This window comes from Pseudomonas sp. SM4 (assembly GCF_051913165.1).
Lineage (GTDB): Bacteria > Pseudomonadota > Gammaproteobacteria > Pseudomonadales > Pseudomonadaceae > Aquipseudomonas.
On the sequence record NZ_JBODOE010000002.1, the window covers coordinates 460,058 to 482,463 of the forward strand.

18 protein-coding genes and 1 pseudogene are annotated in these 22,406 nt (G+C 58.1%); 10 read left to right on the forward strand and 9 right to left on the reverse strand.

The window, feature by feature from the left end:
• The first annotated feature begins 35 nt into the window (after positions 1–35).
• Positions 36–2,435 (forward strand): DUF4238 domain-containing protein, encoded by a 2,400-nt coding sequence (locus ACQ4MY_RS05020; protein ID WP_440094095.1) that lies wholly within the window; start codon positions 36–38, stop codon positions 2,433–2,435.
• A gap of 110 nt (positions 2,436–2,545) precedes the next feature.
• Here ACQ4MY_RS05020 and ACQ4MY_RS05025 read toward each other — a convergent pair whose 3' ends face one another.
• Positions 2,546–3,076 (reverse strand): glyoxalase superfamily protein, encoded by a 531-nt coding sequence (locus ACQ4MY_RS05025; protein WP_008080772.1) that lies wholly within the window; start codon positions 3,074–3,076, stop codon positions 2,546–2,548.
• A 268-nt stretch (positions 3,077–3,344) separates the two neighbouring features.
• Entirely contained in the window at positions 3,345–3,806 is a 462-nt protein-coding gene (locus tag ACQ4MY_RS05030) for an anti-virulence regulator CigR family protein (RefSeq protein ID WP_440094097.1), read from the reverse strand.
• A gap of 189 nt (positions 3,807–3,995) precedes the next feature.
• Here ACQ4MY_RS05030 and ACQ4MY_RS05035 point away from each other — a divergent pair, with 189 nt between their 5' ends.
• The 3 genes and pseudogenes from ACQ4MY_RS05035 to ACQ4MY_RS05045 all read left to right on the forward strand — a co-directional run bounded on the left by ACQ4MY_RS05035 (position 3,996) and on the right by ACQ4MY_RS05045 (position 5,575).
• Positions 3,996–4,598 (forward strand): hypothetical protein, encoded by a 603-nt coding sequence (locus tag ACQ4MY_RS05035; protein WP_440094099.1) that lies wholly within the window; start codon positions 3,996–3,998, stop codon positions 4,596–4,598.
• Positions 4,599–4,652: 54 nt separating this feature from the next.
• Positions 4,653–4,860, forward strand: a pseudogene (locus tag ACQ4MY_RS05040) (hypothetical protein); the annotation flags it as partial.
• The gene (locus ACQ4MY_RS05045) at positions 4,775–5,575 is read left to right on the forward strand and encodes a hypothetical protein (RefSeq protein WP_440094101.1); all 801 of its coding nucleotides are present in this window, start codon (positions 4,775–4,777) and stop codon (positions 5,573–5,575) included. The pseudogene ACQ4MY_RS05040 and the gene ACQ4MY_RS05045, both read left to right, overlap by 86 nt.
• A 118-nt stretch (positions 5,576–5,693) precedes the next feature.
• Here the strand turns inward: ACQ4MY_RS05045 and ACQ4MY_RS05050 are convergent, their stop codons facing one another.
• The 6 genes from ACQ4MY_RS05050 to ACQ4MY_RS05075 all read right to left on the reverse strand — a co-directional run bounded on the left by ACQ4MY_RS05050 (position 5,694) and on the right by ACQ4MY_RS05075 (position 13,676).
• Positions 5,694–8,084, reverse strand: coding sequence for a TonB-dependent siderophore receptor (locus ACQ4MY_RS05050; protein WP_440094103.1), 2,391 nt, complete (start codon positions 8,082–8,084; stop codon positions 5,694–5,696).
• A gap of 121 nt (positions 8,085–8,205) precedes the next feature.
• The gene (locus ACQ4MY_RS05055; RefSeq protein ID WP_440094105.1) at positions 8,206–9,186 is read right to left on the reverse strand and encodes a FecR domain-containing protein; all 981 of its coding nucleotides are present in this window, start codon (positions 9,184–9,186) and stop codon (positions 8,206–8,208) included.
• A complete protein-coding gene (locus ACQ4MY_RS05060; protein WP_158829841.1) occupies positions 9,173–9,688 on the reverse strand; it encodes a sigma-70 family RNA polymerase sigma factor in 516 nt (171 codons plus the stop codon). The genes ACQ4MY_RS05055 and ACQ4MY_RS05060 overlap by 14 nt, the downstream gene beginning before the upstream one ends.
• Positions 9,689–9,956: 268 nt before the next feature.
• Positions 9,957–10,907 (reverse strand): LysR substrate-binding domain-containing protein, encoded by a 951-nt coding sequence (locus ACQ4MY_RS05065; RefSeq protein WP_440094106.1) that lies wholly within the window; start codon positions 10,905–10,907, stop codon positions 9,957–9,959.
• Between the two features lie 154 nt (positions 10,908–11,061).
• Positions 11,062–12,192, reverse strand: coding sequence for an alkene reductase (locus tag ACQ4MY_RS05070; protein ID WP_440094107.1), 1,131 nt, complete (start codon positions 12,190–12,192; stop codon positions 11,062–11,064).
• 284 nt (positions 12,193–12,476) lie between these two features.
• The gene (locus tag ACQ4MY_RS05075; RefSeq protein WP_440094109.1) at positions 12,477–13,676 is read right to left on the reverse strand and encodes an MFS transporter; all 1,200 of its coding nucleotides are present in this window, start codon (positions 13,674–13,676) and stop codon (positions 12,477–12,479) included.
• Between the two features lie 232 nt (positions 13,677–13,908).
• Here ACQ4MY_RS05075 and ACQ4MY_RS05080 point away from each other — a divergent pair, with 232 nt between their 5' ends.
• The 6 genes from ACQ4MY_RS05080 (at position 13,909) to ACQ4MY_RS05105 (ending at position 21,223) form a co-directional block, all read left to right on the forward strand.
• Positions 13,909–14,841, forward strand: coding sequence for an AraC family transcriptional regulator N-terminal domain-containing protein (locus ACQ4MY_RS05080; RefSeq protein ID WP_440094111.1), 933 nt, complete (start codon positions 13,909–13,911; stop codon positions 14,839–14,841).
• Between the two features lie 88 nt (positions 14,842–14,929).
• A complete protein-coding gene (locus ACQ4MY_RS05085) occupies positions 14,930–15,385 on the forward strand; it encodes a (2Fe-2S)-binding protein (RefSeq protein WP_440094113.1) in 456 nt (151 codons plus the stop codon).
• Positions 15,385–17,637: a molybdopterin cofactor-binding domain-containing protein gene (locus tag ACQ4MY_RS05090; RefSeq protein WP_440094115.1), complete on the forward strand. Its 2,253-nt coding sequence runs from the start codon at positions 15,385–15,387 to the stop codon at positions 17,635–17,637. Before ACQ4MY_RS05085 ends, ACQ4MY_RS05090 begins: the two co-directional genes overlap by 1 nt.
• Positions 17,638–17,654: 17 nt before the next feature.
• Complete coding sequence (locus tag ACQ4MY_RS05095; protein WP_440094116.1) at positions 17,655–19,007, forward strand: c-type cytochrome; 1,353 nt, start codon at positions 17,655–17,657, stop codon at positions 19,005–19,007.
• A gap of 11 nt (positions 19,008–19,018) precedes the next feature.
• Positions 19,019–20,035, forward strand: coding sequence for an XdhC family protein (locus ACQ4MY_RS05100; RefSeq protein ID WP_440094118.1), 1,017 nt, complete (start codon positions 19,019–19,021; stop codon positions 20,033–20,035).
• A 228-nt stretch (positions 20,036–20,263) separates the two neighbouring features.
• Positions 20,264–21,223, forward strand: a complete 960-nt coding sequence (locus tag ACQ4MY_RS05105; RefSeq protein ID WP_008080737.1) for an EamA family transporter — start codon at positions 20,264–20,266, stop codon at positions 21,221–21,223.
• 93 nt (positions 21,224–21,316) lie between these two features.
• Here ACQ4MY_RS05105 and ACQ4MY_RS05110 read toward each other — a convergent pair whose 3' ends face one another.
• Positions 21,317–22,405 (reverse strand): 4-oxalomesaconate tautomerase, encoded by a 1,089-nt coding sequence (locus ACQ4MY_RS05110; protein WP_440094121.1) that lies wholly within the window; start codon positions 22,403–22,405, stop codon positions 21,317–21,319.
• Position 22,406 lies beyond the last annotated feature (1 nt).

Genomic DNA, 22,406 nt, shown 5'->3' on the forward strand with positions numbered 1-22,406 from the left:
CAAATTAAACCAATTTATACTTGACGGTGACTTTAATGAACAAAACGAGGGACAATCATTATGTCGCACAATGGTATCAGAAGGGTTTTTTGCATGCACGAGATAATCAGCTCTGCTTTCTAAAGCGCCGTGACATTGACCTGAAAAATGGTGAGGCCAAGACGGTTTACTCTAAGAAGTGGCATACATCCGCTCAAGAATTCTATAAAGTAGATCTCTATTCGACTTTTTTCGGTGCCGATGTTAATGACGATATTGAGCAAAAACTATTTGGCCCCATTGATGATAATGGCTCTAAAGCCGTTCGAGCATTCCTGACTGACGATCAATCTCAATGGCATCATAATTTTCAGAATTTATTCATCTATCTTGATGCGCAAAAACTACGAACTCCGAAAGGTTTGGACTGGATTAGAAGTAAATATCCAGAACTAAGCCAGTCACAGCTAATGATGGAAATGCAATCGTTACGCTCAATACACTGCACTTTATGGGCGGAAGGCGTAAGGGAGCTAGTTTCTGCTGAAGATTCGGATGTTAAATTCATCGTTTCGGACCATCCCGTCACGATCTACAACCATAGATGTCCTCCTGAATCGAAATTATGCGAATATCCCAACGACCCGGATATTTCTTTAAAGGGCTCACAAACAATATTTCCGCTGGATAAGAATCGCTGCTTAATTCTGACGAATTTTGAATATGCCAAAGATCCTGACAACGTCAATGCGCTTGCGCAACGAACCAATGCCACCCGCGCTCGTCAAAGCATGGTCAACACCATTGAGTTTATTAAATCTCGCAGGCTGACAGCAGGTGAGGTCGCCCAGATTAATCACGTAATCAAGAGTAGAGCCCAATTCACTGTAGCTGCTGGAGCAGAGGAATGGCTTCACCCTGAAAACGAATTGACTTGTAATTGGGCTGATATAAGGCAGGTTCTCTTGCCTCCAGCTGACAAACTGTACAAATTTGGCGGGGAAATGTATGCCAAATTTGAAAATGGCTTCGTTCATTATCAGGATGCGTTTGGTCGAACAACACCACAAAACAAGTTTCTGAGTAAGAATATCGAGGAAACTCAGATTGGACGTAATGATCTTTGTGGCTGCGGTAGCGGACAAAAGTATAAAAATTGCTGTCGAAACGTTCCCAATGATCTGCGAGCCACTTGGGAAGTCGCAAGTATTCGAGAGAGAAATCTTGCATTTTGCAACTGCATTCGCGATGTCCTTGGTTTCAATAGTGGTAAAACATGGCTGGACGTCCGACGCGAGCTATCCGATAGCCAGATATCCAGTATTTACGATTTTTACTCTACCTTATGGCCACGTGAAACCGATATTTATTCGTTGCTACCAAAATCTGATGGAAAATTTCGAGGTCTTTATACAGGGCCATTAGATGTTAGAGTTATTAGTGCACATGCGCTACCTATGGCATCTATGTTTGACGAACTTCTAATAGAGTCACCAATAACCAATTCCAATAATATCAAACCGGAATTTAGCCCTACTAAATCGCCCCAAAAATACAGGTACCAGGCATTAAAGGAGTTTCTGTTCATGCTTGAGTTGGAGCCACTCATAGGGCTCGGCTTGGTAAATCTGATCCCTAATCCAGTAGAGTTTGACCTCGATCTGATGAGAGCTATGATGGAAATGGCTGTCGAGCGATCTCAAGATCGCACTAAAGATATTCTCTGCGAGCAAGACCAGCTTTTACATTACACTTTAGCGATCGAGGACTTTTTAAATTCGATAGCAATGATGCCTAGAGACGCAAAAATTAAAGCACTAGTTGATCAGTTTGGGTTAACTAAAAATGATGCAGCAGAAACCGTGTCCGAACTGGAACACCATGCAGAAGCCTCTCCACTAATGATGTTACAGCAGATGAATTCTGGTGAAGGTGGTCAGTTCATCCAATTCAGGATGGGGCCTAATTATGAAATGGCGCTGTTTGTGGCACAGGTGACTGGTTCGGTATTGATTACGGACAGTGGTTCGAGATGGCGAGAGCTTGTTACATCACAGCATCGAAATCAGGGAATCATCAACTACCCATGGAGCCAAGTTTTAGATAAATTGAGCTCGATCCCTATTGATTACCAATTCCTGAAAACATTCCAAAAATCTCAGCATCAATTTTCTGCAGCTAGAAACTTTATGAAATCTGTAGATCTTATGGTTTTGAATAATGATCGAAATGCCGCTAAACTGGCAATATTGGCCGATCAAGCTAAAAATATTGTTGATCACCTTGGGCAAGCGAGTGAACAAATAAAGACTAGCTCCTTGGAGATATTATGTCCTGATGGTGGACTTTATGATGCTTATGTCCAACGATTATTGGCTCGATCTAGCTGTACGAAATACGATTATCAAGTCAGATCAATTTATGGTATTGCTCTTACAGGCCGCAATGCTTTGTAAGATAATTTATTGGTGTTGTGCAAGTTACTGCTAATGGCCGATTACTGCCCCCCACTAAGAGCAACAATCGAACCAAAGCGAACCAGGTCTCCCCAGCCCGCAAACCATGATCAGCTTTGGCAGAATCGAATTCGATTGCCGAATGGGTCATAAACCTCCAGAACCTGACCCCAGCCCTGTTGAACAATATCCGGACGTCCGTAGCCGTATCGTTTGCTCTGTAATTCGTCCCGGAGCAGTTCGATGTTTTGCATCGGGACGAATATCGTCGATCCCGGGCTCGCATCGCCATGATGTTCGGAAAGATGGAGTTGCAGACCGTTGCGGCTGATGCCCAGGTACAGCGGTAGATCCGCTTCGAACCGGTGCTCGAATTCGACGCTGAAACCAAGAAAATCAAGGTAGAACTCGCGCGCCTTGGTTTCGTCGAACATCCGCAATATCGGGATGGCTTTGTCGAATGTCATGGCGGGCTGGGTAACTTCCTGGGGAAGCATCGCTGATGCAGTGTTCCAGTCCTTGTAGCCCAACTGGTGCGCCACTGTTTCCAGAGCCGCGGAGTGACTCACTGTTTGATTGCGCGACTCTAGCGAAGCACGCAATTTCTTGGCCATCTGCTTGGCTTGTTCGATTGAAAACATCGTTCCTCCTGTCGTCGAGGCATTTTGGTGCTCGCGTTGCCAAACCTCGACTCTCAAGAGATGCGACAGGATCTGGGAAGAGAAGCAATGCTTTCACCTTTCCTTTCGGAAGCGAGCGGCGGGCAGCATCAGCCCGCGCTGATGGTACATGGAAAGTCCGCGCCACACAGTGCAGATAAGTAAAAACGTGGCGCGGATGTTTCGCGATAAAAGTTTTTCCGAGCTGAAGCGAGACCCGCGCGATGAGATGGATTGAACCTGAGTTTTACTAATCAAATGCGTCGTTGAGAACTTCATAAATGATGCCCGTGGCGATCGCAACCAGAATCAAGTCAGTACCCGCCTGTTGCCACTCGTAGCCATCATAATGGGGTAGCTTGCCAGCCAACCTTCCATCCAGCTTCTTGGCGATGCCCGGTGGCAGCGGCTTTCCTCTCGCCAGGTTTTTCTGTATGCCGGGTGGAAGCGAAGAGCCCGGATTCCAGTAGCTCCGGTAGCCGTCAATCACACCCAAGACGCCAGATCGATCAACAATGGGCGCGCGGTCCAGGTTGCCCGAGCCAGACCCTTTACCTTTATTTCCCTGATTCCCGTGCGCCTGACTATTCTGTGGCGCACCCTTTCCGTTGCCTTTGCCATTTCCATTGCCCGGATCTGACATTGCAGGCACCGAGCCCACCGCCAAAGCGAGGCACGTAAAAGACGTTACGAGAAAGCGAATTACCGTCATTACAGCCTCCATGGAATGAAATGCTTCTTGGAATGTAGACGATATTGCAGCTATCAGTTGGCTCTCAGAACGCCCGGGCGGCGCCCTCCCCCTGCTGTCGCTTACCGCCCCAACGATTTTTTTCACCTTTCCCGCAATGCTCCTTCTTTCCTGCGGTCTCTACCCTGACTTTGCAAAAGGACAGGCTCCATGTCGATTCGCTCTACGCTCTGCCTGCTGACTCTGCCGTTGTTCGCAGGCTGCCAGTATTTCCCCCACACCGATTACTTCACCGCACCTGAAAACCAGCCCGACCCTGCCTGGATACGTATCGTCAATTTCACTCAGCATGCCGATCTGTACCAGTACGAAAACGGTAAGCGTTCGGGCGGCGTCATTCGCAGTGGGCCGCTTCCGTTCATCCACACGCAGGATGAAGGTATGCCCAAAGCAGGGCAAAACCTCACGTCGGACTATTACGAAACCCGGGTCCGCCCCGGAATCGAAACGCACGTGGGTATGTTCTGGGAGGGCGCGCGCACGCAAACCTGCTCCGTCACGACGAAGTTCACGCCCCAGGCCGGGCGCTTTTACCAGTTCAGGCTGACATCAGGTTCCGCAGGCACCTGTACGTTGTACCCGTCACTGATCGAGCGCGACAAGGACGGCGACGGGTGGCATCTCACGCCAAACTCGCAGGTGACGTACAAGGGCGAAGGGCCGACGGCCAAAACCCATTACAACAATAGCCGCTTCGAGGATCCCGATTACCATCCACCTGCGGATCTCTATCCGGGCACAGATGTTTTATAAAGAGGCTGGCGAGCACAGGTTCAGCGCTGTAACACGACTTGTAGGAATCGTTCATTGAGTGTCAGAAATGACTGGAAAACGCTCGACGAACGAGCATCAGAAGATGCTGATTACACGGGCGGCGTTTGTCGCACAAACAGAGTTCCTGTGGCAGGACACTGCCGTCAAGGACGCCGATGCTTGGCAGCGTCTTTGGTTCGAACTGGAGATCAGACTTCGCTCGCGAGCTTTCGAGAAATTCAAACGACGAGCCTTGGCAGATTCTCCAGCAGCGTTTCGAACGCAGCGCGATCTGTATAATTCCCCGCCGCGAAGATTCGCAAAAAAATATTCGTCATTTATATGTACCTTCCAGCAGCAAAGGACGCTTGATGAGAACCCCGCTACTCGCCCTTACCCTCGCAGCTCTATTAAGCGCATGCACCATCCCCTATGAAACCCCGGAAGCCCGCGCCAATATCGAGCACGATCTGAAGCTCAACGCAGATGAAATCGTCACTATCACCGAGACCAACTGGTGCTTGTCTGCCTATGGCGATTTGCAAGTGTGCAAACCCAAGCAAGGCCTGGGTGTGCTGACCAAGAGCAAGCTAGTACTGGCCTTGTACAAGGGCGGCATGTACCAGCAGGCTGAAGTCATCAACGCCAGCGATGTGCAGTGTGCCCACCTGCGAAGTGGCAGAGCCGCAGCCGATATTTTCTACCTGTTCAGTGATCGGTGGTTCGCCATGCTGGCGCCGATTACCCCAGGAGGTGCCTTGGCCCTCGACAAGAAGGCCCAGTTTCTGAACGTACTGGTACCACCAAACACTGAGAGCTTCACGGCTGAGCAAGGAAGTTTTATCAGGGAAACCGATCGCAAGAATTACTCGGCTGTGGCGGTTCCAGGTACCCAAGCCTATGTAGGAACCAGCCAAAGTATTCGCGAGAGCTTTAATCCGTGTACGCAGGGGAAGAACCGCTCAGCCGCACCTTAAGTCCTGATCTGAGTGGCCAGCGGCTTCCAGCAATGAGCGGCGGGTTTTGGCCAGGTTGACGGTGCCCGCCGTAAAGCGGGCACCGCTTCCTACAGGGGAAAAAGGCCTACACGCCTGCTTACCACTTGTAACTCACTTTGGCGGTAATCTCGCGACCCGGGTTGTAGAAGTTCGCGGTGCCGGAACCGACCACGTGCTGCTCATCCAGCAGGTTGCTGAGGTTGACCGCTAGGTCGGTGCCCTTGGCGATCTTGTAGTTGAACGCGGCGTCGAACAGCGTGGTGCCATCGCTTTTGTCGGAGTTGGCGGCATCGAAGTAGTAAGAGCCGACGTAGCGCGCACCCAGGCCAACGCTGACATCCGTGGCAGGCACGTCGTAATAACTCCAGAGCGAAGCGGAATGCTTGGGTGCCGTGGCGAATTCATTACCCTTCAGGGAACTACCGTCGTACAACGAACCGCGCTGTACCTCGGACTCCATGTAGGAGTAACCACCGATCAAGCTGAGGTTCTGCGTCACCTGCGCCTTGGCCTCCAGGTCGAGGCCACGCGCACGCGATTCGCCTACCGTCTGTTGCTCAATGATGCCGCTCGGCAGCACCACGGCGATGGTGACGTTTTCCTGGGTCAGGTCATAAACGGCTGCGGAGAACAGGGCGTCCATCCCCATCGGCGCATACTTCACGCCTATCTCGTACTGCCTGCCGGTCTGCGGCGTGACGCCAACCTGCGGCGGCGAAACGGATTCGACCATGCTCACATAGGTGGACACTTCATCGTTGACGATATAGGTCAGCGCACCTCGGTAGGAGGTTTCGGAGAAGGTGTCTTTCTCAGTGGGTTCCAGGCCTTTGCTGGTCAGGTCCATCGAGTCGTTGCGCACACCGCCGGTGACGATGAAACGCTCGAAGAACGACAGGTTCTGCTGGAGGAATACGGCCTTGGTGGTCGCGTCTCGCTTGTTGACGGCATACGGCGCGATTGAGCGTGAAACCCCAGTGAACACGGGGTTTGCAATGTCAATCGAGGTCGTCGGGGCGTAGACCGAGCTTTCCCTGGTGGTCGAATCGAGGTACTCCACGCCCACCAGGCTGCTGCTGTCGATGTTCTCGAAGCGGGCATCGTATTGCAGCATCAGATTGCCGTTGAACTGGTCGGCTTCGGTGTCCGTGCCAAACTGATAGCGGTCAACCGTGGTACCGACGCGTGCGGCGCTGTCGCTCAGATAGACGTAGCCAAAATCATCGGTCAACTTGCTGTAGCGCAGATTGCTGCGCAGTACGAAGCCGTTGTCGAAGTCATGGGTGACGTTGCCGCTGAGGCTGGTGCGCTCGACATCGTGAAAGTTGTAGCTGGGCTCGCCATAAAACTTCTTGCGGTCGTATTCCTTGTCCAGCGGATAGCCACCACTGTTGGGCGAACTTTCGGTTTTCAGGTAGTCCAGAATCATCGTCGCCGACGTGTAATCCGTCGGTGCCCAGGTGAGGCCACCCATAAACAACTGGTTGTCGTCCTGCGAGTGATCGTATTCGCGGTCGCTGTTCTGGCCTTTGGCAGTAAAGCGCCCAGCGAGGGTTTTCTCGTCGTTCAGCGCATCCCCGACATCGATGCCTGTCTCGACATGGTCAAACGAACCGTAGGTCACATAGCCTTGGCCAAACTGCTCGAAGCGCGGCTGTTTGGTCACGAAATTCACCGAACCGCCCGGGTCCGCGGGGCCAAACAGCGTGGAGTTGGCGCCACGCAGAATCTCGATGCGCTCGTATGCGAATGGATCCTCGCGTACGCCGCGCATCGAACTCAGGGTCAAGCCGTCACGGTAGGTTGTGGCCTGAAAGCCGCGGATCTGGAAATAGTCGTTGCGGTCATCCGTACCATAGAAGTCAGTGATCACGCCGGGCGTGTATTGCAGCGCCTCTTCCGTGGTGCTGACGCTGCGCTGTTCCATTTCCCTGTTGGTAACAACCGACACCGATGCCGGGGTATTGAGAATGCTGGTTGCTACCTTGCCGCCAACCCAGAGCTCCTTGGCGACCACCGAGTTGGCGTCGTCGTCGGCACTGACCCTGACCTTGGCATTGATGATGAGGGGTGCGAGGCGATAGTCCTCGACGTCCGTTGCGTCGAGTTCCAGCGGGCCGGCGGTCTTGGCTTGTGGGACCAACAGGTAGGCATTCGGGCCTTGCTGTTCGATCTGCAATTCGCTGCCCTGCAGCAACGATGACAGCGCGGCCGACGTTTCAAGCGTGCCATTCACGCCAGCAGTGGTGCGGTTCGCCACACGCGAGGCGTCGTAGGAAAGACTGATGCCGGCCTCGCGCGCAAAACGGTCAAGCGCCGGCGCCAGTGGGCCGGCCGCGATATTCCACTGCTTGACTGGATTGCTGTGGTCAGCGCTCGACGTTTGCGCCAACGACGGCAATGCATAGCTGCTGACGATCAAACCCAACATCGCGCCCTGCAAGGCACGATTTAAGGGATGGCGCTGTGAAACCGGGGACGAACTCATTTTCTCGCTCCAAGAAAGGACATCGGCAGACTGGCCTGTATTCCGGCCTTCCTTAGAAGTCGAACGAGAATGCGAAACCACCTCATTATTTTTCAGGCGGCGCAAAAAAGTTGTGATGGACTCAGGTGGCAGCGGTCACGGTCACCCAATAACGGGTCCGATAATCAATGTGCAAATGCAGTGATTGCGCGATCAATGCCAGGACTTGATCGTTGTCGGCGAGCTGAAAGGTGCCGGAAACGCGGAGATCAGCGACCTCGTCGGCGCAGCGCAATACGCCGGGACGATAACGCGACAACTCCACAATGAAATCATTGAGGCGCATATTGCGCGCACTGATTACCCCGTCGCCCCAGCTCCATGGATCAAGGCCGTTGTCCCGGACCATGCGGGCGCCACTTGATGTGAACAGCAGCTGATTGCCTGCCTGGACGCTGCGGCCCGCAGGCGTTTGGCTGGAGCCGGGGAAAACCGTGACTGACCCTTCCTGAGCCGCGACCAGCGTGCCATCGTCACGTTCGCGAGCCAGAAAGCGCGAACTCTGAGCGCGCATGATCCCGTCACGGGTTTGTACCCAGAAGGGACGCGTGTGCGCCGAGTGTTCATCCGCGCCGACGTTCACGATGATTTCACCACGTCGCAGGATGATCAGCCGTCGCTGAGCATCGAAATCACTGTCGACAGCACTGTCGCTATTGAGCTGGATAAGGCTGCCGTCATCGAGCTGGACGCGTCGCTGCTCGCCGGTGCTACTGCGTTGTTGCGCAAGCATGGCGGGGACGGGTGTGTAGTCGCGGCCGAGCCAGGCTGCAGCGCCAACAGTCGCCAATAGGCCCAGCAGCTTCAGGCTTTCCCGCCGGCGCATTCCTTTATCGCTGCCATTGAGGGTTTGTCGGGCCAGTTGAACCGGCACGCCTGCGAATTCGTCCCCAAGCGTTTCCACACGCTGCCACGCCAACACATGCTCCGGGCGCTGCTGCAGCCAGTGCTCAAAAGCACGCTGTGTGGGTTCATCGGCCTGATTGAAGCGAAGGCGCACCAGCCATTGGATCGCCTGCTCGACAATGGCCGGATCCAGCGCCTGCGACTCACGACTCGACATAACGCAAGCGATAGCAGTGTTGCAGGGCCGTGGCCAGGTCGCGTTCCACCGTCGCGCGGGAAACACCCAGCTTTTCGGCGATTTGCGCGCACGTCAGACCGTCGAGTCGGGCAAATAAAAACGCCTGGCGAACTCTCGGTTTGAGCAGACCGAGCATGCGGTCTATGCGCTCGAGCGCATCCAGAATCAGCAGCCGGCTTTCTTCCGAGGGAACCTCGTGTTGAGGCAGCAGCGTGACGCTTTCCAGGTAGGCACGTTCGAGTTCGCGACGACGATACTGATCAATCATCAGCCCGCGGGCGATGCTGCTCAAATAGGCGCGTGGCTCGCGCAAGGGGCTGGACTGACGCGATTTGAGCAGACGTACAAAGGTGTCCTGCGCCAGATCTGCAGCGTTATCGCGACATCCAATGCGTCGGATCAGCCAGCCGTGCAACCACGAATGGTGGGTGCGATAGAGCAGCCCCAGATCTGCAGTATCTAGCGTTTCGTCGCTGCCCATCGGAATCCCGGAAAGTACATAATTGATAATTAATCGCATTCTACTCACGCGATAGGCCTTAGGCAAATACGTGGAGCCCAGCGTGCGCATTCGGGCGAATGGCGTCATTGCGTGGGGTTTGGAGTGAAAGAATGCATCCGGCGTTTGGAAGATTTGAACGCTAGCCATCGAGCACTTTTGAATTTCAAAGTGCTTTCATTCCGGCGGCCAAATGGTGTTGGTCAGTGCGAGGATGGCATGCCGCAATCGGTCAGAATTTTGAAAACGCCTAAACATCACCCTCGCCCCGAGAATCCCCCAAATCATCCCAATAAGGCGGAGTGCCGATCGCTTTAATGAAGTAGTCCCATACCGCGCGTACCTTCTGCGAACGCAGACGATTCTCCGGCGAAAGCAGATGGATCTGACTGGGCGTTTGCTTCACCGATCCTTCCCAATCCGGTAAAAGCCGAATGAGCTGCCGGCTGACGAAACGCTCGCGGCTAAACAGCCAGGAGGGAAAAAACACGATCCCCCTGCCCGCCAGCGCGGCTTCCACCAAGACCTGACCATTGTTGCTTCGAAGCGGGCCGTGGACGTCGATGAGCTCGGCCGCGTCGCTGCCAGGCTTTCTGAAGTACCAGCGCTGCGCCCCGCCGGTCCCCTTGTAGACCAGGCAGGCATGATTGCGCAGATCCTGCGGCGACGCGGGTTGGCCATGCTTCGCTATATAGTCTGCACTGGCACACAAGACGTATTGCTGATCGCAGATTTTGCGGCCGATCAATCCAGAGTCGCCCAATCGTCCGACCCGAAAAATGATGTCGGCGCCCTCCTGAATCGGGTCGATAAAAGCATCGGTGACCGTCAGCTCGACCGTCAGCTCGGGATACTGGTCATACAGTCCGTTCAACAGTTTGACGATGTGCAGGCTGCCGAACGCAACCGGCGCGTTAATCCGCACAAGTCCACGAACCTCGCCCCCCTTGCCGGTGATTTCCTCATCGGCGGCATCGAGCAGTTCGAGCACTTCACGGATCTGCAGGTAATAGCGCTCCCCCGCGTCCGTCAGTTTGACCGCACGGGTATTTCGATACAGCAGCTGCTGACCGACCTCGCGCTCCAGCGCCGCGATGAATCGCGAAACGGAGGACGCCGGCACGCGGAAGTGCCGAGCTGTCGCCGAAAAGCTTCCAGTCACGGCGACCATGGCGAAGTACCGGTGCGCTTTGAGGTGCATAAGGAATTCCGATCATCGAGAACAGTTGATTTGCACTACAGCAGAACTTCGTCTGCTTGTCCCGCCGCGAGATTTTTTCAGGGCTGTTTGCAGCAGACATGAAAAAGCAGCCGCCCCGAATAACGGTGGCGGCTGCCAATACTTCAGCGGCTACTTAGCCTTTGTAAGGCGGGTAATCTACATAACCCTCGGCCCCGCCGCCGTAGAAGGTTTCACGCCTGGCTTCGGTCAGCGGCCAGTTGTTTTGCAGCCGCGCCACCAGATCAGGGTTGCTGATGTAAGCGGTGCCGAACGCGGCGAGGTCGATGATGCCGTCCTTGATCAGATCCTCCGCACGCTGGCGCGACATGCCGCCCGCCAGAATCAGCGCCGTGTCCGGCAGTTTCGATTGGATGGTCGACAGCAAATCAAGGAATGTTGCCTTCGGCCCGCCGCCACCGCCCTCGGTACCCGGCGCAGGAAACCCGGACTGATCCATCACATGCACGTAAGCCAACTGCCGCGCGCCAATCTCTGTTGCCAGTGCGGTATAGGTTTCATCGATCTGCTCATACAGCGGCATATCGAACAACTGGCCATACGGCGAAATACGAATACCGACCCGGCCCGCGCCAATCCGCGCAACCACGGCATCGATCACTTCCAGCGTAAAGCGCAGACGATTTTCCAACTGATCCGCCGAGTACTGATCGGTTCGGTCATTGACCAGCGGGTTCATGAACTGCTCGAACAAATAACCATTGGCGCCGTGAATTTCCACGCCATCGAAACCCGCCTTGATCGCGTTTTCCGCAGCCTGCGCAAACTCGCCGACGATCCGCGAAACCTCGGCCGTTTCCAGTTGGCGTGGCGCCGGCGGCTCTACCAGCGCCGGCTTGCCGTCAGCGTCGTAACCGAACGCTGTCGCGCCGACTGCTCGCTTCGACGTGGCGCTCACCGGCAATTTTCCACCGTCCTGAATCGACGGGTGCGAGACGCGACCGACGTGCCAGATCTGCGCAAACATCTTGCCACCCACCGCATGCACCGAGTCGGTAGTGAGGCGCCAGCCAGCGATCTGCTCGGCAGTGAAGATACCTGGGTTGAACAGATAACCCTGACCCTCACGGGAAATCGGCGTGCCCTCACTGACGATCAAGCCTGCAGTGGCACGTTGTGCGTAATACAACGCCACGCGTTCATCGGCGGCGTCATGCGGTGCACGCGAACGGGTCAGCGGCGCCATGACGATACGGTTTTTGAGCGTGGTGTCGCCCAGGCGCATTTCATTGAAGAGTGTCGACATTGGAGTATCCGAAGTAGATCGAGAGTGATGACGATCAGCGGAGCGGCAGGTTGACGATGCGGACTGTCTCGAACTCGCGCCGAAGGCCTGATGAGTTGCAGCGATGAACCGATGCTAACTTCGGCGGATGGCGGCAACAATCCGGCGGAATCGCAAATGACTATTGCTTTTTCAGCAACGGCTTTGCATCGCAGGCGCCATTTTGTATGGCGCCATTCGAACAGAGCTTGCGTTCAGCGATGAGCATTAGCCATGGCCACAGGACTCGCCGATGCACGGACTCGTCAGGCTGCCGCGTTCGACCCGGCAAGATGAACTTCATCGGCACTGCGACCCGCCAGCCACGCAAGCACGGACGCTGCCACCAACACGACCGCACTGAGCTCGAATGTGGCTTTGTACCCGCTCAGATCAAACGCCAGGCCGCCGACGATGGCCCCTGCGGCGATCGCCAGTTGCACAATGGCCACCAGCAAGCCGCCACCGGCTTCGGCATCATCAGGAAGGGTCTGGGCCAGCCATGTCCACCAGCCAACGGGAGCCGCAGTGGCGACCAGCCCCCACAGACCGAGCAGCAATGCGGTCAACAGCGGCGAGGCACCGAAGTTCACCAGGGCCAGTGCGATGACCGCCATGATCAAAGGGATAATGGTCAGCGTGCGGTAGAGGCCATTGCCGATGAATCTTTCGATCAGAAAGGTGCCGATAAAACCTGCAAGTCCCAGCCCCAGCAGCATGAACGACAGTGTTGAGACACTGACCCCTGTCACGCCCTCCAGAAATGGCCGCAGGTACGTGAACAACATGAACTGCCCCATGAAAAATACGCTGACGGCGACCATCCCCAGCGCAACCGGCAGCCGTTTCATCAGGCGCAGCACGTTGCCGCTGCCCGCCCGAGGTTTCTCGGCCTTGAAAGACGGAAGACTGATCATCAGCCACACGGCCGCCAGCGCCGCGACCGGAACCACACAGAAAAATGCACCGCGCCAGCCGATCAACGAACCAAGAAAGCTGCCCGCCGGGGCTGCGATGACCGTCGCCAGAGCGTTACCACTGTTGACGATCGCCAGCGCTCGGGACACTTGCCCCGGCGGTACCAGACGCATGGCAGTCGCCGCCGACAATGACCAGAACCCGCCGATGGCTATCCCGATCAAGGCTCGTCCAATCATGAAGGAAGGGTAACCCGGCGCGAGCGCGACGACCGTGCCTGAAACGATCATCAGCAAGGTCAGAGACAGCAATAACCTCTTGCGCTCGACGCGCGCGGCGACCGAGGCAATCAACAGGCTGGTGATCAAGGCGAAGCCACCGGACACCGAAATCCCCTGCCCGGCCTGGCCTTCGGTGATGTGCAGGTCGGCTGCAATGGGCGTCAGCAGGCTGACGGGCATGAATTCTGAAGCGACCAGGGCGAATGCGGCCAACGACATGGCCAGCACGGCGCTCCAGCCGCGTTTTTCTGTAGAAGCAATTGTCATGAGAACTACCTGTGTTGCGCGAAAAGCGTAGAGGGGTGATGCGCAGGGGTTGGAACGATTGGATGCCTGCAAGGGCATGCCCCTGTAACAGTTCGACACATTCTCCCGGTCGATCCGCTGCCGCTCTAGCGCATTCCTCTTGAATGCTTGCCTGATCCTCTGAGGATGCAGGGGGATGGATAGGAAACGTCTGCCCGGCGGATTAGAGTTCGCTCAACAGGAGCGACCGACCATGATTCATATCTCCCCGCGCCATGAATCAACGCTGGCGTTGAACATCGACCCGCGCGTGAACGCACCGGGTGACTTCGCCACCGCCATACCCGGCCTGTCGCTGTTTCGCCGCGACCAGCCGGCGCCCCCCGCCGTGTGCATGATCGAACCGAGCCTGATTCTGGTGGGCCGTGGCGAAAAACGCCTGTGGGTCGGTGGTGAGGGCTACCGCTATGACCCTTCGCGGTTTCTGGTCACTTCGCTGGATCTGCCCGCCAACTCCGAAGTGATGCTCGCCAGCCCCACACAGCCCTGTGTCGGCCTCGTGCTGAAACTGGATGTCAGCATGCTCGCCGAGGTCATCACCAAAAGTGGCTTGCCTGCCAAGCGCCAGCAATCAACGGGGACGGGCGCCGGGATCGGCAGCCTGTCGTCCGCCCTGGAAGGCGCGCTCGATCGCCTGCTGGCATTGCTCGATGAGCCGGAGGCGATCCCGGTGCTGGCGCCGCTGATTCTGCGCGAAATCCACTACCGACTGCTCAACACCGATCAAGGCGCGCGGTTGCGGCAGATCACTGCCGTCGACGGTCAGGGGTACCGCATCGCCAAAGCCATCGACTGGCTGAAGGTCAACTACACCGCTGCCCTGCGTATCGACGATCTGGCCGCGCGGGTGCAGATGAGCGCGCCTACTTTTCACCTGCACTTTCGCCAACTGACTGGCATGAGTCCGCTGCAGTACCAGAAGTGGATGCGTCTGAACGAGGCCCGTCGGCTGATGCTGATGGAGCGCCTGGACGTTTCGCGGGCGGCATTTGCCGTCGGGTATGAAAGTCCTTCGCAGTTCAGCCGCGAATACGGCCGTCTGTTCGGCACCGCGCCAAGTCGTGACATGGCGCTGCTGCGTGGGCAACCACTTGAGGCAGAAGCGCTCGGCACCGCAACGATTTGAACGAACAACCAGCTTCACCGGTGATGCGCCTCGCCGCGTGTCACCGCTAATAACAAAGCACCTCAACCGATGATCAAGCGGGTGAACCATGGAACTACGAATCAACCAGAAGACCTATCAGGTCGATGCCGACGCCGATACGCCCCTGCTGTGGGTGATCCGCGATGATCTGGGCATGACCGGCACCAAGTACGGCTGCGGTCTGGCGCAATGCGGCGCCTGCTCGGTGCTGGTGGACGGCAATGTGGTGCGCTCGTGCGTCACCCCGGTGGCTGGTGTGGTCGGCCGGGAAGTCACCACCATTGAAGCCATCGAAACCGATGAAGTGGGCAAACGGGTGGTCTCGACCTGGGTCGATCTGCAGGTCGCCCAATGCGGTTACTGCCAGTCCGGGCAGGTGATGGCCGCCACCGCGCTGCTCAAACAAAACCCCAAGCCGAGTGATGCGCAGATCGAGGCGGCGATGGTCAATCTGTGCCGGTGTGGCACGTACAACGCCATCCACGCTGCGGTGCATGAGCTTGCCGGCAAGGGAGAAGCGTGATGAACGTTCGTATCGACCCTTCACAGCAAGCCTCGGCGCTTGATCTGCACGAACCGATCAATGTATCGCGCAGACGTTTCCTGACCGGCACCGCCGTCGGCGCACTGGTCCTCGGCTTTGGCCTGCCGCTCGGCTCGACACGCGCGCAAGCAGCGGCTGCAGTGGCCAGTGCCGAGCGCGGCACGCAGGTCCCGGCGTTTCTGGAAATCCGCCCGGACAATCGCGTGCGCCTGCTCTGCCCGTTCATGGAAGGCGGACAAGGCACGTTCACCGCGATGGCGCAGATCGTCGGTGAAGAACTGGATGCCGACCCGGCGACCTTCCTCGTCGAAGCCGCCCCACCCGGCGAGGCTTATGTGGTGATGGACAACGGCATGCGCATCACCGGCGGCAGCATGTCGGTGCGCATGAGTTACCCGGTCATGCGCCGCCTCGGCGCCCTCGCCCGCACTATGTTGTTGCAGGCGGGCGCGCAGCAACTCGGGGTGCCGGTGAGTGAGTTGAGCACCGAGCCCGGCAAGGTTGTGCATGCCAAGTCGGGCCGCTCGCTGGCCTACGGTGAGCTGGCCGAGCGCGCGATGGATCTGCCGGTTCCCGATCCGGCCTCCGTGACGCTACGGGATCCGAGCACGTTCCGCTGGATCGGCAAACCGGTGAAGCGCGTCGATGCCTACGATAAATCCACGGGCAAGGCGCTCTACAGCATCGATCTGAAAGTCGACGACATGCTCCATGCCGCCGTGCAACATGCCCCGCGCCTGGGGATGACGGTGGGCAAGCTGCGCAACGAAGACCAGGTCAAGGCAATGAAAGGCGTGCATTCCGTGCATCGTCTGCCGGGCGCCGTGGCGGTGGTCGCCGAGCGCTGGTGGCACGCCAAGCGTGCAGTCGAGGCGATTCAGGTCGATTGGCAAGAGCCAACGGCCGACAGCAACGTGCGGCCGATGCCCGCCGACTTTTCCAGCGATGGCTGGTTCAAGCGCCTCGCAGAAGATAAAGGCCCGGCCAAAGATGATGAAAACCAAGGCGACGTGGCGTCGATCCTCAAGGAAACCAAGACCCGCATCGACGCCACTTACCACAACCAATACCTGAACCACGGACAGTTGGAGCCACCTTCGGCACTGGCCCGATTCAATCCGGACGGCTCGCTGGAGATCTGGCTGCCGAATCAGGCGCCGGACATGTTCCGTGCCGACATCGCCAAACGCACGGGCCTCGATCTTTCACGCATCACCTTGCATTCGCCGCTGCTGGGCGGGTTCTTCGGTCGGCATTTTCTCTACGACTCGGCCAGTCCCTATCCGCAGGCGATTGCGCTGTCCAAGGCCGTTGGCCGACCGGTCAAACTGATCTGGAGTCGCGAGGAAGAGTTCCTGCGTGACGTGCTCCGCCCGGTTGCAGCAGTGAATTTCCGCGCTGCGCTGGACAACGACGGCTGGCCGCTGGCAATCGAAGCGGTCAGTGCCACCGAAGGGCCGACCGAGGCCCTCGCCGGCAAGCAAGGGGAGAAACTCGACCCTACGGCGCTTGAAGGCTTGTCGGGCAAGTCCTACGCGATCCCCAACAAACGTATCGCGCAGATCTACGTCAAAGGCCCGGCGATGCTCGGTTACTGGCGTTCGGTGGGCAACTCGCTGAACGACTTCTTCTATGAATCGTTTCTTGATGAACTCGCTGACAAGGGCGGCAAAGACCCGTTCGACTTGCGTCTGCATTTGCTGCGCGACAACAAACGCCTGACCACGCTGCTGCAAGCGGTGGGTGAACTATCGGGTGGCTGGAAGCGCGGACCGTTTACCGCTGAGGATGGCAGCCGACGGGCGCGCGGCGTGGCCATGGCATCGCCGTTTGGTACAGAGACGGCGGTGATCGCCGAGGTGTCCATCGAGAACGGCCAGGTCAAGGTACACGACATCTGGCAGGCGATTGATCCCGGCAGCATCGTCAACCCGGCGATTGTCGAGGCTCAGGTGAACGGCGCCGTGGCGCTGGGACTGTCGCAGACGCTGGTGGAAGAAGCCGTGTGGATTGATGGCAAACCCCGGGCGCGCAACTACGACCTGTATCCGATCCTGCCGCCTGCGCGGATGGCGCGGGTGCACGTGCGTGTGGTGGAGAGTGGAGAAAAAATGGGTGGCATCGGCGAACCACCGTTGCCTGCGGTCGCGCCCGCCGTCGCTAACGCGGTGGCAAGGCTAACCGGTCAGCGGGTGCGCAGCCTGCCCATGAGCCGACACACTTTCACCTGATCAGCGCCGGAGCGTTCATGAATAACAGCCGATTCGCAAGAACCGCTGGCTGGCTGGCAGTGCCGTGCCTAGTCGCGGCAGGCCTGCTGGCCTGGTATGTCACTCGCGAGCCCGCCTCGCCTCTCGAAAACCATCAGACGGCGGTGGCCGACATCGATCCGGCACTGGTCGCACGGGGCGAATACGTCGCCAGGCTCAGTGATTGTGTGGCCTGCCACAGTGTGCCGGGCGGTGCGCCATTTGCCGGTGGCCTGGAAATGGCCACGCCGCTGGGCGCGATCCATGCGACCAATATCACCCCGGACACGCAAACCGGTATCGGTCACTACAGCCTCGCGGACTTCGACCGCGCCGTGCGCCATGGCGTGGCACCCGGCAGTCGCCGTCTGTACCCGGCGATGCCCTACCCGTCCTATGCCAAGCTCAGCGATGACGACGTGCGGGCGCTGTATGCGTTCTTCATGAAAGGCGTGGCGCCGGTGAAACAGGCGAACATCCCGAGTGCCATTCCCTTTCCGCTGAACCTGCGCTGGCCGATCGCACTGTGGAACGGCGTGTTTGTCGATGCCCAACCGTATGCCGCCAAACCGTCGCAGGATGAAACGTGGAACCGCGGCGCTTACCTCGTTCAGGGCGCCGGGCATTGCGGCAGTTGCCATACCCCGCGCGGCCTGGCGTTCAACGAGAAGGCACTGGATGAATCCGCTGCACCGTTCCTCGCCGGCGCCTTGCTCGATGGCTGGTACGCGCCGAGCCTGCGTGATGATCACAACACCGGCCTGGGCCGCTGGAGCGAGGCGCAGATCGTGCAGTTCCTCAAGACCGGTCGCAATAAACATGCGGTGGTCTACGGTTCGATGACCGAAGCGTTCAACAACTCCACGCAGTTCATGAGCGATGACGATCTGACGGCCATTGCCCGTTATCTGAAGTCGCTGCCCGGGGATCGCGAGCGGGATGGCGCACCTTGGCAGTATCAGGCGGTATCGGCAGCGGAACGTCTGGACGCGTCCGGTGCTCATACCTACGTGACGCGCTGTGCTTCCTGCCATGGTCTGGACGGCAAGGGCCAAGCGCAATGGATGCCGCCGCTGGCCGGCGCGACTTCTGCACTGGCCAAGGAAAGCGCCTCGGCGATCAACATCACCCTCAATGGTTCGCAGCGTGTTGTCGCTGCCGGGGTGCCGGACGCCTATCGCATGCCGGCCTTCCGTGAGCAGTTGTCGGATCAGCAGATCGCCGAACTGCTGACCTTCATGCGCAGCACCTGGGGCAATCAGGGTGGTGCTGTGGATGCGCAGACGGTTGCCAAGCTGCGTGAACACACCGATCCGGCCAGCAGCAGCCCGATCATCCTGCACATGCGTTAGAGGAGAGTGTGATGGAAAGCATCGACTTGCTGGTCCTGCGCACGGCGCGGGACTGGCTCGCCGCTGGCGAGCGTGTACTGCTCGCCACCGTGGCGCGCACTTGGGGTTCTTCACCGCGTCCGACAGGGTCGATGATGGCCTTGCGTAACGACGGTCGCGTGGTCGGCAGCGTGTCCGGCGGCTGCATCGAGGACGATCTGATTCATCGCTACACCACCGCTCATGGGGGCAACGGCTTGAGCGACAGCGCACCGGATGTGGTGCGTTACGGCGTCAGTGCTGATGAGGCGCATCGCTTCGGCTTGCCCTGTGGCGGTACGCTTGAACTGGTCCTCGAGTTCAACCCCTGCTGGCAATCGCTGGATCAACTGTTGGCCCATCTGGATGCCGGACAACTGGTGCGGCGCAGCCTTGCCGTGGCGTCCGGTCAAATCACCCTGCAACCCACGGTGACGCCGGAGCAGTTCAGTTTCGACGGCCGGCGGATGCTCAACACGCTGGGACCGGGTTACAGGATGCTGATGATCGGTGCCGGCGCGCTGGCCGAGTACCTGGCCACCATGGCGTTGTTCAACGGTTTCAAGGTCGCGGTGTGCGATCCCCGTCCGGAATACATCGAGACGTGGGCGGTGGACGGCGTCGAGCGCATCGTCGGCATGCCCGATGACGTGGTCCGCGACTTCGCGGTCGATCTCAGAACCTGCATCGTCGCCTTGAGTCATGACCCCAAACTCGACGATCTGGCACTGCTCGAAGCCCTCCATGGGCCGGCGTTTTACATCGGCGCCATCGGCTCGCGGCGCAACAGCCAACTGCGCCGCGAACGCCTGATCGAGCACTTTGGCCAGACCCAGGCCTCACTCGCGCGACTGCACGGACCGATCGGCATTTACATCGGCAGCAAGACACCGGCGGAAATCGCCGTCAGTGTGATGGCCGAAATTCTGGCAGCGAAGAATGGGGCGAGCTTGCCGAGTGAGCTTAGCGTTGCCCAGGCCAAACACTCCGCTGAGTCTGCGGTCTCCTGATCGCAGATCTGTCTTTGACAGACGAAGCGCTGCAAACCTCAAGTCATACGATCTCTACCACTTTCATCGGCACCCGCAAAACAACCTAAACCCCTAAATAACGCGAACCACTTCAGAAACCCGCTTGCCGCTCCTAAACAAATGCGGTAAAAATCGACGAGGTTGTACGACAACATAATAAAAACCCACCCGCCAAACCCAGTGGCTTGGCACCGTTTGAGAGCTGCCATGTCCCGTCCTGTCTCTGCGCCAACCCTACCGCCGCCCTTCCCCCGCCATCTCGCCGTGATCATTCTGTTGTGCATGGGCTGTGCGTTCGCCGGTAATCATGTGGCGGCGCGGGTCGCTTTTGATGATGGCGCGGGCGTGTTGCTGGCGATTTTGCTGCGTTCTGGCGGGACCTTGCTGGTGCTCGCCATCCTGGTGCTGTGGCAGAGACAAAGCCTGCGGTTGCCGGCAGGTGCGTGGCGCTGGCAATTGCTCTTGGGTCTGCTGATTACCGCGCAAAGCCTGTGCCTGTACTCTGCCGTCGCGCGGGTCCCGGTGGCGGTGGCGTTGCTGGTGGCCAACGTGTTTCCGATCCTGTTGGCCTTGCTGACCTGGGCCACGGGCGGCCCAAGACCCACCGCACGCACCGCTGCACTGATGGCTTTGATTCTGCTGGGCCTGGTGTTTGTGCTGGATGTTCCGGGGCGTCTGTCGAACGCAACCCAGGTCGGGGCGCACTGGTGGTTGGGCATTGCGCTCGCGTTTTGCGCCGCCAGCGTGTTCGCGTGCGCGCTGTGGATCACCGATCACAAGTTGTCTCAGGTACGGGGCTCGGCGCGCAGCCTCTTGACCATTTTCATCGTCTTCAGCAGCGTCAATCTGGCGGGATTGACCGGCGCCTTGCCAGGTGGACTGAACCTGCCCGCGACCGCAACCGGATGGCTGGCCCTCGCCACTTTGGTGGTGCTGTACGGCACCGGTTTTATCGTACTGTTCATTTCCGTGCCGCGGCTGGACATGCCACGCAATGCGCCGGTGATGAACATCGAGCCACTGGCGACGTTGTTGATGGGCTGGATGGTGCTGGATCAAATGCTCAGTGCGGGGCAGATTCTGGGCGGAGTGATTGTGGTCACCGGCATCGTATTGCTGACGTATCGCAAAACAGCTATCAAGGCGCAGGCCAAAGCTGTGGCGTGAGAATTGCTCAACAGGATGTACAACAAAGCGCCGCTTGATTCGGGGCTTTGTCATTTCTGAGGGTTGCCTGCTACGCCGCATTCGAAGCCCAGTTCAACGAACGCTTGCAGCACGCCAGACAGCCGAAGGAATGCAGACCACGCCGTCGAACAATAACCGCGCCGTGCGCATCAGTCCGCAACCGGCAAGGTGCCCCTCCTTCAAGTGCAACGCCACTGTGAACTCACCCGTCGGGTGTTCGATCGACAGCCGTCTCGCATCGCCCTCCCCGGTAACCGCCATGGCCGCCGCCACACTGTCTTCGAGCAGGCAAGCTGCTGCCACGCTGACGGCGCCGAACACACCAATACTGGTGTGGCAGCGATGAGGAATGAAGCTGCGTGTGCTGATTGCGCCACCGGCCTGCGGCGGTGCAATCAGGCACATTTTCGGTACGTTGCGCAGGCGCACATCCCCCAGGTTCATGCGCGCCCCCGCTTGCAGGCGGATCGACTCCAGACGCTGTTTTAAAAGGGCATCGGCGTCGAGTTGCGCGGGGCTTTCATCACCGCTTCGGCCTACGTCTTGCGCGCGGATCAGCACCACCGGCATGCCGTTATCGATGCAGGTCACTTCAACGCCGTCGATGACGTCTCGCGCGTTGCCGGTCGGCAGTAAGGCGCCGCAACTGGAGCCGGCGACCTCTTCGAATTCGACGATCAACGCTGCCGCCTGGCCCGGAACCCCGTCGATTCTGGCGTCACCGTGATAGCGAACCTCGCCATCGGGCGTCGGCACATGGGCGATGGCGATCTGTCCGGTGTTTGCCATGTAGATTCGCACCGGCGTTACGTCCGTCGTGACTGCAACCAATCCGCGTTCAATGGCAAACGGGCCGACACCCGCGAGGATGTTCCCGCAGTTCTGTCCATAATCGACGCGCGCCTCCTCCACCAGCACTTGGGCAAACAGGTAGTCGACATCCGCGCCCTCACGGCTCGACGCTCCGATAATCGCCACCTTGCTGGTCAGCGAATCGCCGCCACCGATGCCGTCGATCTGCCGCGCATCCGGCGAGCCCATCACCGCCAGCAACACGCGGTCGCGCAGCGCTGGCTCTTGCGGTAGATCACTGGCAAGAAAATAGGCACCTTTCGACGTGCCGCCGCGCATCAGCAGGCAGGGAATGCGAGTCTGCGCCATG